Annotated in this window: 11 protein-coding genes; 1 reads left to right on the top strand and 10 read right to left on the bottom strand. The window is 39.6% G+C overall.

From position 1 onward, the window contains the following. Positions 1-138: 138 nt before the first annotated feature. The 5 genes from I6F49_RS10235 to I6F49_RS10215 form a co-directional block, all read right to left on the bottom strand. A complete protein-coding gene (locus I6F49_RS10235; protein WP_197180239.1) occupies positions 139-2,430 on the bottom strand; it encodes a xanthine dehydrogenase family protein molybdopterin-binding subunit in 2,292 nt (763 codons plus the stop codon). Between the two features lie 12 nt (positions 2,431-2,442). Then, on the bottom strand, positions 2,443-2,931 hold the full coding sequence (locus I6F49_RS10230) for a (2Fe-2S)-binding protein (protein ID WP_166420059.1): 489 nt from the start codon (positions 2,929-2,931) through the stop codon (positions 2,443-2,445). Positions 2,932-3,098: 167 nt separating this feature from the next. Next, a complete protein-coding gene (locus tag I6F49_RS10225) occupies positions 3,099-3,713 on the bottom strand; it encodes a nucleotidyltransferase family protein (protein ID WP_197180237.1) in 615 nt (204 codons plus the stop codon). After that, on the bottom strand, positions 3,707-4,735 hold the full coding sequence (locus I6F49_RS10220) for an XdhC family protein (protein WP_197180235.1): 1,029 nt from the start codon (positions 4,733-4,735) through the stop codon (positions 3,707-3,709). The genes I6F49_RS10225 and I6F49_RS10220 overlap by 7 nt, the downstream gene beginning before the upstream one ends. A gap of 96 nt (positions 4,736-4,831) precedes the next feature. Then, positions 4,832-5,695, bottom strand: coding sequence for a DUF6279 family lipoprotein (locus I6F49_RS10215; protein ID WP_197180233.1), 864 nt, complete (start codon positions 5,693-5,695; stop codon positions 4,832-4,834). Positions 5,696-6,262: 567 nt separating this feature from the next. Here I6F49_RS10215 and I6F49_RS10210 point away from each other — a divergent pair. Next, entirely contained in the window at positions 6,263-6,988 is a 726-nt protein-coding gene (locus I6F49_RS10210; RefSeq protein WP_197180231.1) for a tetratricopeptide repeat protein, read from the top strand. A 125-nt stretch (positions 6,989-7,113) separates the two neighbouring features. On the opposite strand, the gene I6F49_RS10205 is transcribed toward I6F49_RS10210, so the two are convergent. The 5 genes from I6F49_RS10205 to I6F49_RS10185 form a co-directional block, all read right to left on the bottom strand. Beyond that, on the bottom strand, positions 7,114-8,508 hold the full coding sequence (locus I6F49_RS10205) for a coniferyl aldehyde dehydrogenase (protein ID WP_166420075.1): 1,395 nt from the start codon (positions 8,506-8,508) through the stop codon (positions 7,114-7,116). Positions 8,509-8,674: 166 nt separating this feature from the next. After that, positions 8,675-10,150: an SLC13 family permease gene (locus I6F49_RS10200; RefSeq protein ID WP_197180229.1), complete on the bottom strand. Its 1,476-nt coding sequence runs from the start codon at positions 10,148-10,150 to the stop codon at positions 8,675-8,677. Positions 10,151-10,159: 9 nt separating this feature from the next. After that, positions 10,160-11,116, bottom strand: a complete 957-nt coding sequence (locus I6F49_RS10195) for a porin (protein ID WP_197180227.1) — start codon at positions 11,114-11,116, stop codon at positions 10,160-10,162. A gap of 176 nt (positions 11,117-11,292) precedes the next feature. After that, entirely contained in the window at positions 11,293-12,657 is a 1,365-nt protein-coding gene (locus tag I6F49_RS10190) for a sigma-54-dependent transcriptional regulator (RefSeq protein ID WP_197180226.1), read from the bottom strand. Next, positions 12,650-14,380, bottom strand: coding sequence for a sensor histidine kinase (locus I6F49_RS10185; RefSeq protein ID WP_197180225.1), 1,731 nt, complete (start codon positions 14,378-14,380; stop codon positions 12,650-12,652). The genes I6F49_RS10190 and I6F49_RS10185 overlap by 8 nt, the downstream gene beginning before the upstream one ends. Positions 14,381-14,505: the final 125 nt, after the last annotated feature.

Below are 14,505 nucleotides of genomic sequence, written 5' to 3'. Positions count from 1 at the left end.
ACAAACCTTAACTAATATCAATAAGCCATCGCTACCTAAACTGCTTTAGTTATTAATATATAATAATAATTACAAAAATACGTGTAATAGCTAAAGGAACCTTCTAAAACAGGCCCCTTTAACTATTTTAATTATGCTTTACGCATCCAAGCCTTTTTTAACTGCACTTGGCTTCATTGGTAGATCACGTAAACGCACACCTACAGCATTAAATACGGCATTACCTATGGCTGGTGCAACGCCTATAACCCCAGGCTCACCTAAACCAACCGGAAACTCATCACTTTGTAAAAATTCAATGTCTATATCTGGTACATCTTGCATTCTTAGCGGTAAATAAGTATTAAAGTTAGTAGCCGATACTTGCCCATCTTTATACGTATTTGACTCGTGTAAAGCAAGGCTGCTGCCCCATAATAATGAGCCTTCAATTTGCGCCAATGCCCCATCAGGATGAACAATTAAGCCTGCATCTACAACAACATAAAGCTTTTTAAGCGTTATTTTACCACTATCACGGTTAACATGAACATGTGCTGCGGTTGCAAGCCAAGCTGGCATTGTGCGCTCTTGCCCCGAACTCACTGAAAAACCAATGCCTTCATCTTTCGCTAATTTAACAGAAGCGACTTTATCAGACACTGTTTTAAGTACGTTACGTAAACGTAGCGCTCCGCCAACACTCTCAGGTGCTTTACCTGCTTGCTTGCCTTTACCATCTAACATTTCGATTCTAAATTGAACCGGATCTTTGCCTTGCTTATGGGCAACTTCGTCAATAAACGACTCAAGGCTCCATGCAATCCAACCTGGTCCTACTGAGCGTAACCAGCCTGGAGTAAAGGTGCTTTGTGCAACTTCGTTATTAATAGCACGTGCTCGATGACTACTCATGCTATACCAATGATCGGCGCCCGATGCTGAAAACGCATCAAATTTACCTTTACCATCAACACCTGGAGCTAAAAACCCGGGTGCCATTGCTTTGGTAGGCCAACCTGCCGCAAATGCATGTTCCATTCCTGTGAAAGTGCCGTTTTTATCAAACGATGCTGTCATTTTTGCTGCAGATGCAGAGCGAGACTGATCAAATAAACTATCGTCCGCGCGTGTAAATACTAGCTTTACTGGTTTACCCACTGCTTTTGCAGTTAGGGCTGCCGGTACAGTCCAATCACCAAATAATCGGCGACCAAAGCCACCGCCTAAATAATAAGGGCGAATAATTACTTTCTCTTGAGCTACTTCAAGTGCTTTTGCAATAGCGGGTAACGTAAGAGATTGCCATTGGTTCCCCGTATGAATAATCCAATTACCGTCTTTAAATTCGGCTAACGCATTGAGTGGCTCTAGCTGATAATGACTCGCTGTTGCTGTGGTATACATTGATTCTAACGATTCATTGGCATCGGCTTGGGTTTTCTTTATATCGCCGTCATCAACAAACAAAGTACCGGAGTCGCTTTGCTCGCACAATCGTTTACCTTCATTTTGAATATCAGCTTCAGATATATTTGCCGACTCACCCTTTTTATAACTCACCTTTAAAGCATCTACTGCTTTAATGGCACTTGGGTAGTTGTCCGCAAGTACAACAACCCAGCCTTGCACTGTGTTACTAGGGTCATTTAAAACTTCATAACCTTTGTAGCCTTTAATCGCTTTTGCTGCTGTATCGTCAACATTTGTCACCGTACTGCCATAACGGGTTGGCGGTATTACTGGGCGCGCGTACAGCATGCCCTCTACTTCAACATCAATACCATATACCGCTGTACCGTTAGTTTTTGCTGGTATATCGAGCGCTTTAAAATCTTGTTTAAGACCCGTTAAGTGACGTTTATTAGCTGATTTTAGTGGCAGGTTTGCAACTTCATCACTGGTAAATGTGCGATTAAACTCGCCTTTTTTAACAATGTCAGCATAACTAACCGATTTATCACCCGATACAATATAACCTTTTTCAGCGTGGCATTTATCCGCAGCCATACCTAGCATTTTCGCGCCTGCGTCTATTAACGCAATTCTGCCCGCAGCACCCGCCTGCGACAGTGGCTTAAAGCTTTGGAACACTGACCACGAACCACCGGTAACCATGTAGCCCCATTTTTCGTGAGTATCTACGTAGGTAATTGATACTTTATCCCAATCACATTCAAGTTCATCAGCTACAATGCGCGCAAGAGCAGTACCGATATGTTGACCCATTTCAGCTTTAGCAATACTTACTTCTACGGCGCCATCGCTGCTCATAGTCCACCAAATGGTCGGTGAAAAAGCCTGTTGTGCAATTGATTCTTTTGCACTGAGCGAACCCGAAAACAACGCAGGGGCGAACGCCATAACTAAGCCCGCACTTGCAGTACCAATCATAAACGAGCGACGGTTTAAATTAACGGTTTCGCTATTTTTTTGAAATAATTTTTTCATTATCGGCTCCAGTTAAGCGTCTTGTGCATTTGGATCAAATATATTTACTACACTTTGTGACTCATCTGCAGCGCGTTGAATAGCAGTTTTAATACGCTTGTAAGCCATACAGCGGCAATAGTTGCCATTCATGTGGCTGACTATTTCTTCATCTGACGGGCTAGGGTTTGCAGCAAGTAATGTAGCAGCTTGCATTATTTGCCCCGATTGACAGTAACCGCACTGTGGTACTTGCTCTTCAATCCACGCTTTTTGAAGTGGGTGTTCGTTATTAAGTCCTTCAATTGTGGTAATGCTTTTACCCGCAATAGCGCCAATTGGTAGCACACATGAGCGAGTTGCTTGCCCATCTAAATGCACCGTACATGCACCACACATTGCAATACCGCAACCAAACTTTGTACCTTTTAGTCCAATTTCATCACGAATAACCCATAACAATGGTGTATCTTCACTTGCGTGTGATTCAACCACCTTGCCATTAATTGTAAACGTCACCATAGCTTGCCCCTTGATTAAGCTTTATAACCTCAGTATTAGTTAATACGTTGGCTTTAACCGTTAAAATTGTTGTAACTACTCACTCTAAAAACATCATTTACTGTGTAATACCCATTGTATTCACAGCTAAATACTTTAAACATAATCATAGTTACAACTGATATAATTCAATTACTTTTTGTGTACTTTAATTCATGCTTAGCTATAAAATTACTCAGCTGCTGTTGTGTATCTATATCTACACTCGCACTACTTAAATTAATTGTATTGACGACTTCACTGCTAGAACGCAGTAATTGCTGTGCACCCTTATCTGAAGTTAAGCTTGTAAGCTTTGATAAATCAACCGCTGGGAATATAGCGGGTACACCTAAACGCTCGCCATAGTTTGCACACCAGCGCGTGGATTCACGTGTAAAACCTGTAACTAATGCAGCTAGATCCTGCGTTTTAAGCTCAACCTGATCGGCAAGCATAAATAAAATTCCATTATAAGCAGGATGTTTAGATAGCGCTTGCGAAGCGACAGCAATTGAAACACCTAAGCCGTCATCCCACCGTTTGTTTTCAATAATATATATATTTGAATGCCCGCTGAGTGCTTGTACTACCTCTGCATGCCATTTTCCTGTAACTACATATACGGGTGAATCATCAAGCGCTTGAAGTACTTCAACTGCTCGCTCAATCATTGTTTGCCCTAAGCCCACATCGGCTATTAGTTTACAACCATCAAAACGAGATGATTGACCTGCTGCCAGCACTACTTTTGCAATTAGCACAGCTCTTGACCCCAATTACTTAACGACTGTGCATTTTTATTGCTAAGCACCGCATGTATTTCACTAATGAGCGAAAGCGCTATGCTTTCTGGCGAATCCCCACCTAAATTTAGCCCTACAGGACCAAACACAGGAGCCTTAATTTGTTCACGTGCTGTACTTGCATGCTCTAGTACCTGCTCGCGTCTGTGCTTAGGCCCAAGTAACCCTATATATTTAAAAGCAACATCAGCAAATTGACTGAGCGTAATTGCATCTAGTTCGACACTGTGAGCCATTAAAATAGCAGCATCTACTTTGTTTATTATGCAATATTCTTTTAACTCACTCGGCGTGATGCGCAAAATAGCATCTGCATTTTTAAAATATTGCCTTTTTGCATTTGCAGGGCGTGTGTCCCATACAGTTACACTCCAACCAAGCTGCTTTGCTAGAGCATAAACAGGCACTGCATCAGCGCCTCCACCTACTATTAGTAAATGAGGCGGCGGATAAATAGAGGTTTGCAGGCACGTAGCGCCTTGTAACTCTAGCAACTGCGCTTTGCGGTTCATCGATAAACCATGTGGCTCATCATTTTGCGTAAATACGCCACTACCGGCTGGCAAAATGGGGCTTACTTGTTGAAGGTACCGCCCTGGTTTATTCTCATTAAGTGCTTTAGATACATGATCTAACTGTAAATAGTCATTAGCCTTGTGAATGGGCTGCAGTAAAATGTGTACTATTCCCCCACAACCAATGCCTAGTTGAAATGTTAAATCGTCTTCATCTGTTGCATCATAACTAATGGTTTTACTTGTTAAAGTACTCATTACTTGTTTAGCATGGCGCTGTATGTCAGCTTCTAAACAGCCACCTGAAAGCATCCCTAAGCGCTCGCCTAGGCTAGAAATAAGCATCATAGCGCCTAGTTTTCTGTAGCTAGAGCCTTCTATTTTGTACAAAGTAGCTAAAACCCACTCTTGATTATCTCTTTCGGGATACCACGAGTTTAAGATACTTTTCAAATCTGTAACCATATACTGCCCTTTAAAAGCATTTTTTGCGTTTAAAAAATTAGTCTGAGAAGCTATTTTAAAACTTCTGAATTCAAGACTTAGCGATTCATGCACAATTTAGTTTTCTATTATATCGTTTAAAGTCTCAATTAACTCATCAAATTGATCATTTACGCTTTGGCGTTGCTTTATGCTCAACGTCATATTTAATTCGTACAATAAATTAATGTATAAATTGAGGTTTTCTTCATTTATTTTGAGTAGCTCTTGGCTCATATAAATCTCACGCTCTTTTATTACCGTACTCAATTGATCAATAAATTGGCTTTGCGTTAAGCTTTTATTTTCAAATATTTGTTTAGCAGAATCTAACCTGTTTTGCTTGTACTCTAACCAAAGTGTATTTGAATCTTGATGTTGCTCATTGGCCGTGGTTATTAATGCTTTTTGCCCTTTACTGAGCTTACCCGCCCACTCTTCGTAGTATTCAAATTGTGACTCTAAACGCTCAGTTTTACGCTCATGCGCAGTCTGATCGTTAAACTCTTCTCGCTCTTCATCAATTTGTGATTGAATATTATTTAAAAGTTCATCTCGTTGCTCACCAGATAATGTTGCACCTAGTTCTGCAAGAGGAAGATGTGCGTACTCAAGTAAGTTTTGCCAATGCTTTTTTGCAAAAACGACTTGTTCTTTTAATTGATCGGTTTCGAGTGATTGATTAAAAAGCGTTTTAATATTTTGTATATCTTGCTTATATGCAGGTAACTGAGCGCGTCTATGCCACGTTTGAGTGGTCTTAATTATATCTTTTAGCTGCTCATTTTGTTTTTTATTCAAATCAATATAATCATCAACCCAAAACGATGAAAGCCAACTTAAATTGTTATACGTAAAGGATGCTGAGCAACTACATAAAAACAGCATACTTATAGCGAAGCATGAGCGTATTAGCTTTTTAGTTTTAAGATTATTAAGCATCACTTTCTCCATTTTAAAAATTGTATAGTAAAGATAATAGTCATTTGATAATAATTATCATTTAAGTGTTGACTTGTGCTTTAATCTAATTAATAATCATTCGTACAAACACAGTGTAACGACCTCAGTGCCTACGGAAGAATATTCAGCAAGGATGCTGACACATTAAAAGAAGAGCGTGCCGCTTCGTGTTATTACTTACTCGATTCAAGTTATAACATCAAATATCACATTTACTTGCTACATTGCTACATTGCTCATATTAGTGACGGTTAATATGACCCCAAAAAGCCCTAACGGGCTTTTTTTATTTCTTTAATTTTTCTATAAAATCTGTATCTTACACTTCTAAATTGATGTGCTTGCATTCTACACTCGCTATCTTAAACAGCATCGCCTTGCGTTTATACTAAAGCAGGCGTAAAACATAATAGTAGGCACTCTTAAGCACTTATTTGTCGTTAATTATCAGTATTAAACGCTTGAAACACGCAAATAGTGCAAAAAATTAATAAATTAGCATCTAATTAATACCTATCGTAACTATTACTAATTGGAGACATTGTTATGTCACAGTTTAATTTTAAAGCACTCGTTCTTGCTGGCGCTTTACTTGCCAGCCCTTTTGCTCATGCCACATTAGAAGATGGCATAAGAGCAGCTAACGAAGGTGAATTTGCAGTCGCCCTGAAAGAATTTGAATACCTTGCCGATAAAGGCTTTGCACCAGGGATTTACGAATTAGCCAAATTGTATGAAGGTGGATACGGTGTAACACGCGATTACCGAAAAGCGGCTGCACTTTATCAGCAAGGCGTAAAAAAGAACCACCCGGATTCTATGTTTGCTTTAGCGGTTTTATATGACGAAGGTAAAGGTGTTAAGCTTGATCACCAAATGGCTGTTACCTTATTTGAAAAAGCAGCCAATAAAAACCTACCTGCAGCTCAGTTTAATTTAGGCGTTATGTACTCTAATGGCGTGGGCGTTACACGTGATTACGAAACTGCACGTAACTGGTACGAAAAAGCGGCGGCTAATAACTACTCTTTAGCACAATTTAACCTGGCACTTATGTATTTTGAAGGCCTAGGTATGCCAAAAGATTTAGAAAAGTCATACATTTGGAACACGATTGCTGAGTACAACGGTAACATGGAAGCGAGCCACAGCCGCAAACTTGATGAGCGTAAAATGCTACCTAAAGAAATTGAAGAAGCTAAAGAAAAAGCCGATGCCATTTATGCAAAAATTCAAGTAGGCACGTATGCCGGCGAAGGGCGCTTATTTTAAAGTTTAAGAGTTTAGTTTAAAACTAATCTAAAAAAGGCTGAATTACATAATGTAACTCAGCCTTTTTAATACATATTGATTGAGCAAGTTAAAAATCTATTTAACTTTACAAAATCAACACCCTATTATTTTATGTAAAGCCATTTTAATAACTTAATAATAAGCTTATTTTGTTTAAGTAACAGATTAATACGAGGATTAAACGATCCTGATACTAACGTGTTTTTAGCGTGGCTAAACGTTAAAAACCCTTCAATACCATGATAGTGCCCCATACCTGAATGCCCCACTCCACCAAAAGGGACATCATCGGCAGTCACTTGTACAAGCGTGTCGTTTACTGCCACAGTGCCACTAATAGTTTGCTTCATAATGTATTCTTGAGCGTGCTTATCTTGCCCTAAAATATAAAGCGCTAACGGGTGATGATGTGCTTTAATGTAATCAATTACAGTGTCGAGCTTTTCATAGCTCATTATTGGTAATATTGGACCAAACAACTCGTCTTGCATAAGCTGCATGTCGTCAGTAACTTGAGTAACAATATGAAGCCCCATACGATGCTTTTCTGCATCTTGTTGGTTTTGTTCAAGTGGCTTAATAATGTTTGCGCCAAGCTCTTGTGCTTGCTCTAAGTAACTTGCTAAACGTTGATAGTGCGCATCACTAATAATAGAGGTTAAGTTTTTACCTTCAACACCCTCTTTAAAATGCTTTTTATATAGCTCACATAACTGCTGAATAAGTTGATGCTCAAGCGCTTTGGGTACAAATACGTAGTCGGGTGCAACGCATATTTGCCCTGCGTTGGCCATCTTGCCAAACAGTAAAGCTTGCGCCGCTTTTTTAATATCGGCATTTTGGGTAATAATAACTGGCGATTTACCACCGAGCTCAAGCGTTACGGGTGTTAAATTACGACTTGCCGAAGCCATTACTAATTTACCTACGGCCGTTGAGCCCGTAAATAATAAATGAGCAAATGGGAGCGATGAAAACTGCGCGGCTACGTCGCTACCGCCTTGTATTATTTTGCAATGCGTTTGCATGTCGTCTTTAAATATTTTTTCGATAACGACGTTTGTGTGAGGTGTAAATTCGCTCAATTTAAGCATAACTCTATTACCAGCGGCTATCGCGGTAAGTACAGGTACTAACGCTAGCTGAATTGGGTAATTCCACGGTGCAATAATACCGACTACACCCTTGGGCTGGTAATTAACACTGACTTTAGAAGGCCATAAGCTTAAACCCACAGAGCGATTACTTGGCTTTGCCCACTTTGGTAGCTTTTTCATAATGTGCGCGAGTGTTTGCACTGTAGGTAATATGTCACCAACTAATGTATCGAACGCAGTCCTGTAACCAAAATCTTTTGAAGCAGCATCCACTAGCTCTTGCTCAAGTTCAACAATACGAGTGCGTAGTTTTTTTAATAAAACGAGACGTTTATCAACTGGCAAATAAGGCGTTTCGAGAAAGCTTTTTTGCAATTCATCAAATTGGGGAATTAAAGGCATTGCGTGTGGTGTGTCGGTGCTCAAAATAGATTACTCAATTTTTAAAGTTACCGCAGACTATAACCTTGTTCTGTTTTTCGAGCAATAACACTAACTAATGCGATTAAATAGCAGCCTAAATTAAATTTCAGGCTGCTCATATGGTTGGAACTAATTTAGTGGGTATTTAAAAACCAAATACTTGAGCTGCAATAGTCATTGTTACCAGCGTAATTAATACAATAGCGACAATATTGAGTACAAAACCTGCGCGGATCATGTCGCGCATTTGTATTTGCCCTGAGCCAAACACAATAGCGTTTGGTGGTGTCGCTACCGGCATCATAAACGCACAACTACACGCTATAGCTGCTGGGATAACCCAAACCAATGGCGAACCTGTTATAGACTCTGCAACGGGTCCTAACAAAGGTAAAAAACCAGCTGCGGTGGCTGTGTTACTGGTGATCTCAGTTAAAAAGGTAATTAAGGCAACCACAACAAGTACACTCATAACTAAAGGTATAGCACTCGCGCCTTCAATCATATGCGCTATATACTCAGCTAACCCCGATGACTTTATTTGAGACGCGAGTGTTAATCCGCCTCCAAACAATAGTAATACGCCCCACGGTACATCTGACGCGTGATGCCAATCTAGAATACGTTCCTCTTTGTCTTTATTCGCTGGCATTACAAACAACAGCAATGCCGCTGCAATTGCAATTGTAGTATCTGAAATATTAAGACCCGTTATATCACCTAATAAAGGTCTAAATATCCAACAAAGTGCAGCAAGTACAAATACAAACAACACGCCTTTTTCTGCACGTTGCATTACTCCAAGATTTTTTAACTGCGTTGAAAACACCGCTTTCGTATCAATTTTTTGACCGTTTTTAACATTAGCATCTACTTTATACGCAAATTTAGTAAGCCAAACCCAGCTAATAATTAGCATGCTTAAAGACAGAGGTACACCTACAATCATCCATTGCGCGAAGCCTATTTCAATTTGGTAGCTATCTGACAAATAAGCAGCCATTAAAGCATTAGGCGGTGTGCCAATTAAAGTAGCAATACCACCAATACTTGCGCCATAAGCAATCGACAACAACAATGCTTTGCCAAAACCTTCGTTTTCAGGATCTGACTGTTTAACTAAACTGGTGATCGAAAGTGCAATAGGCAGCATCATTACGGCTGTAGCCGTATTAGACATCCACATAGATAAAAATGCGGTTACCAGCATCATGGCTAAAATTTGCAAACTTGGTTTCTTACCCGCATAGAGCATAGTGCTTAGTGCAATACGTTTATGTAACCCCCAACGCTCCATAGCAATGGAAATTAAAAAACCACCTAGAAATAAAAATATTAATGGATGTGCGTACGGGGCTGCCACGCTTTTAATTGCTGCTATATCAGCAAGTGGTGATATTACCAGTGGTAATAAAGCAGTTGCAGGAATTGGTACTACTTCGCTCACCCACCACGATGCCATCCAGAATGCTAAACCTGCGGTTTTAAATGCGGCTACAGACATACCCGTTGGTGGATCGAGTAAACATGTTAATAGCATTATTAAAGGGCCTAGTATTAAAAAAAGCCATTGAAAATTTCTTTTCTTACCTGGTTCTTGTGTGAGTATATTATCTGTCATGGCAGGCCTCTAAAATTTGTATTTAAGACCAAGCGCAACACTGCTGTCGTCTTGTTCTTCTAAATTAAGATCGGTGTATAAAAGGTAAGCAGTTGTTTGCTTATCGAACACGTAGTCAAGCCCAGTAGTCCATTGTGTGGCATCTGAAGCTTGACGAAGTGCTGAATCATCTTTAGCAAACTGAATTTTTGGTACCCACTTATCAAGTGTATAGCTTAGACTTACAACATAGCCATTGCCTGATTTAATGCCATCTTCCGATTCTGAATGCTGGTACAGAGCGCCTAATTGTAATTGTTCAAACTTATAAGCGCCCGCAATACGACTTGCGGTGATGTTGTTAAGCGATTCTACATGACTCAATGATACATAATATGCTGTATTGCTTAAATTGCGATCACCATAGATAAGCGTAGCAGCAAAACCCGCTTCGTTATCTTTATTGTCATCTTTTGGGGCGTAGGTAAATGAAAACTGTGCATTATGCCAGTATTTAGAGGTATAAGTTAACGTATCACCGAGTCTGTCTTGCCCAGCAATAACTTGTGATATATCGCCTTGGGTTTCGTTAAAGTTATCAACTTTTCCTTCTGAGTATTTAAAACGTGTATCGTTTCTTCCTACTACAACTTCACCAAACGCGCCTTTTAAACCTAAGTAAGTATTACGTGCAGTGAAAGGTTCATCGGTGTCGTCTTCCTCAAAGCCTTTTACTTGTACTTCATATTTAAAAACAACGCTTAGGTATTCGTTAAGTTTGTGGTCGCCTTTAATACCAATACGCGAGAATGGCGCTTCTATTTGTGTGCCTTCATCTGCGTAGCGCATTATACCCGTGTCGGTATTAGCAATTTGTACCTCAGCTTTACCATATACAGCATATTCAGCCGCTTGAGCAGAGTACGAGCAAATAGCGAGGCCACTCATTGAGGTGAGTAAAATATAGGGGTGTGTAAACTTTATCATTGTGTGTCCTGATTATTAGAATCTACTTGTTGTCAGTTCTAATAGAGCAACTTTACTGCCAATGATATAAAGTTATTAAATTTCAGATGGTTGGTTTTATAAATCAACAATAAAAGAAAAAAATGTGCGGTTTTCCACACATTAAAATAATTAGATTGTCACAAATACCGCACACGTTAGTCAGTGAACATATCACGGTTTAAATTGTATTTACTCATTTTATCGTAGAGGGTTTTACGGGCAATTTGCAGTGTTTCCATTGTATTTTTAATGCTGCCATGGTGTCGCTCTAACGCCTCTTCTATTAGGGATTGTTCATAAAATGAGACTTTTTCAGATAGACTTAAATCGGGAGATAGTTCACCTTGAGACTGCGTTTTTGTAACGACAAAAGCCAGCTCAACACCGAGTAAAACGGCGCGCTCAGCTTGGTTTCTGAGCTCCCTTACATTACCTGGCCAATCGTATGCAATTAAGCGCTGCTGTAATTCGCTATTAAGAGGGGCTGGTGGTTTATGGTAACGCGTTGCTGCAATAGAGCTAAAATGCTTAAACAAAAGTAATATGTCGGCTTTTCGGGCGCGCAGTGGCGGTATGTTTACTTTTACTAAGCTGAGTCTGTAGTATAAATCAGCTCTAAACTCGCCTTTTTCAACCAACGAGAGCAAATCAACTTTAGTTGCAGCCACAATTCGTATATCTAAATTAATTGCTTTATTATCACCAACAGGGGTTACTTTGCGCTCCTCTAATACACGCAGTAATTTAACTTGTAGCGACATAGGCGTACTTTCAATTTCATCTAAAAATACGGTGCCGCCTTGCGCAAATTCAAACTTACCTTTGCGAGCATGAGTTGCTCCAGTGTAGGCACCACTTGCTGCGCCAAATAACTCGCTTTCTATTAATTGCTCAGGCACTGCGCCGCAATTAATCGCAACAAAGTTAGAACTAGAACGAATGCTTTGGTCGTGTAAATAACGTGCTACAAGCTCTTTACCCGTACCTGTTTCGCCTTCAATCATCACATCAGCAGGCGTATCAATCACGGTATTTAGCAAATGCATCATGTCTTGCATTTTAGGCGTATCACCCAATATGCGAACGCCGGGTGCTGAGGTTTTTTGTACGGCTAATTTTAATGCGCGGTTTTGAATCACAAGGCTGCGTTTATCGCAGGCCCTGGCTATGCAATCGAGTAGTGTTTCATTGAGTGGCTTTTCAAATAAATCATAGGCCCCTAGTTGCATCGCTTTAACAGCAATTGTTACATCGGCATAACCTGTTAAAAATATAACCGGAAGCTCACTGTCAAAGGCAGTTACTTGCTCAAGCAGTGTTATCCCATCCATTGTGGGCATATTTATATCGCTAAGCACCACGCCCATAAAACGGCGGTTGAGCTTAGTTAAGGCGGCGCTTGCATCGCTAAAACACTCAACTGTATAGCCTTCAAGGGTCAGTAATTGCTTTAATGAATCTCTGATCATAGCTTCATCATCAATAATAATGATGTGCTTACATGCTGATTGTTCAATCATCTGCTTTATCCTGCGTACTCGATAAGCTTATTATAAACTCAGCACCTCCTTCTAATCTATTATGTGCACTTAAAGATCCACTAAACGAATCAATAATTTGCTTTGATATAGATAACCCAAGCCCTAAACCATTACTTGCTTTAGTACTGTAAAATGGTTCAAATAAATTACCAAATGCATGTTGTTCGATACCCGAACCGGTATCTAAAATTGAGAGTTTTACGCGGTTATCAAAGCATTCAACCTTGAAGCTCAATTTACGAACTATTGCGCCATTCATTGCCTGGCTTGCATTAGTAATCAGATTAACCAGCACTTGCTCAAATTTAAGCGAATCTACCCATACAATCAATGCGTCATCTATTTGAGGTGGCTCTACCAGCACGTTATCTTGCTTTAATTGCGAGCTGGCTATCATTAAAGCGTTATTAATTAAACCCGCCAATGGGTGAGGCCGTAACTGAGTTTGTGAGGGTTTGCTAAAATGCTTTAACTGTCCGACTATTTTGTGCACTCGCTCTACAAGCCCTTCAACAACATTAAGGCTCTCAGCTAGAGCGCTATAGTTTTGCTTAGCTAACAATCTTTTAGCACTTGCAAGGTAAGTGTTAATTGCACTTAATGGCTGATTTATTTCATGATTAATGCCTGCACTTAACTGCCCTATTGTGGCCAGCTTAGCAGATTGCACTAGCGCAACTTGTGCTTTTTCAAGCTCTTGTGTTCGCTCAATTACTTTTGTTTCTAGACTGTGTCTTGAATATAAAAGTTTTTTATAGCCAGCAAAACGAGCCAGTAAGCTATAGCCTATAATAGTTATTAAACCGTAAATAACACTAACCCAAAATAATCGAGGTAATTGCGCCGAATTTACAGAGGTTACATCAACAAGCACATACATATTTGCGCTAAAATAACGCAGTGGTTTAGCTGCGCTTACATATAACTTTTTATTTATTTTATAATGCGTTATACCTTCACTAATATATTGAAATTGCTCAACATATGCAGGTTGATGATCTAAATACGCTCTGCGTAATTTAATATCACGACGCTGCGTTATATCAAACTCACTAAAACTATTTAAACGCCAAGCGGGCACATCCGACATAGCAATAACGTCATCAGCAAGCTGCAAGTAAAAATGACTCGCCATTGATGTATTTAAAAGCTCTCTATCATTTTCAAATTTACTTACATTAACCTTTAATACCACAACACCTACCGCTTTGTTGTCGTGATAAACCGCTTGTGAAAAATAAATTCCTCGCTCTTTTGAGCGCATACCTAAGGCAAAATAGGCCACTTTTTCGCCTGCGAAGGCACGTTTAAAATAAGGTCTAAATGCAAAGTTACTACCTAAAAAGGTGTAATCAACTTGCCAATTGCTACTCGCTGTAACCTCGCCTTGAGTATTAAGTACGAATATATCAGAGGAGCCACTTGCCTGTTGAATGTCGGCCAAGTAGTTATTAATAGCGTTGTAATGTTGTTGCTCACCACTTACAAAATCAATCATTAACTGATTGTAAGTGAGCAGTTGTGGAATAGCAGAAAAACGAGCTAGCTCTGTATCAATATAATTATTTAATTGAGTAATTTGGCTTTGTGCTTGCACCGTTGCTTTTTCAATATCGTTAGTGCGGCCTACCCAAAATGTAACAACTAAAATTAATACTAATAATAAACATACTGTAATTATTTTTTTAGAAAACGTAAACATGGCCTGCCCGAGAAATAGCCTAAAAATTTAAGGCAGCTAGTGTAACGACTTATAGGACACAGAGATATAAACTTTTTGTTAACAAAAGCATTTAATTATACTTACTAACTAAATTTAACCCTAAA

The sequence above is a fragment of the Pseudoalteromonas sp. SWN166 genome (assembly GCF_015864485.1).
Taxonomy (GTDB): domain Bacteria; phylum Pseudomonadota; class Gammaproteobacteria; order Enterobacterales; family Alteromonadaceae; genus Pseudoalteromonas.
This window is presented reverse-complemented; position numbering and strand designations above follow the sequence as displayed.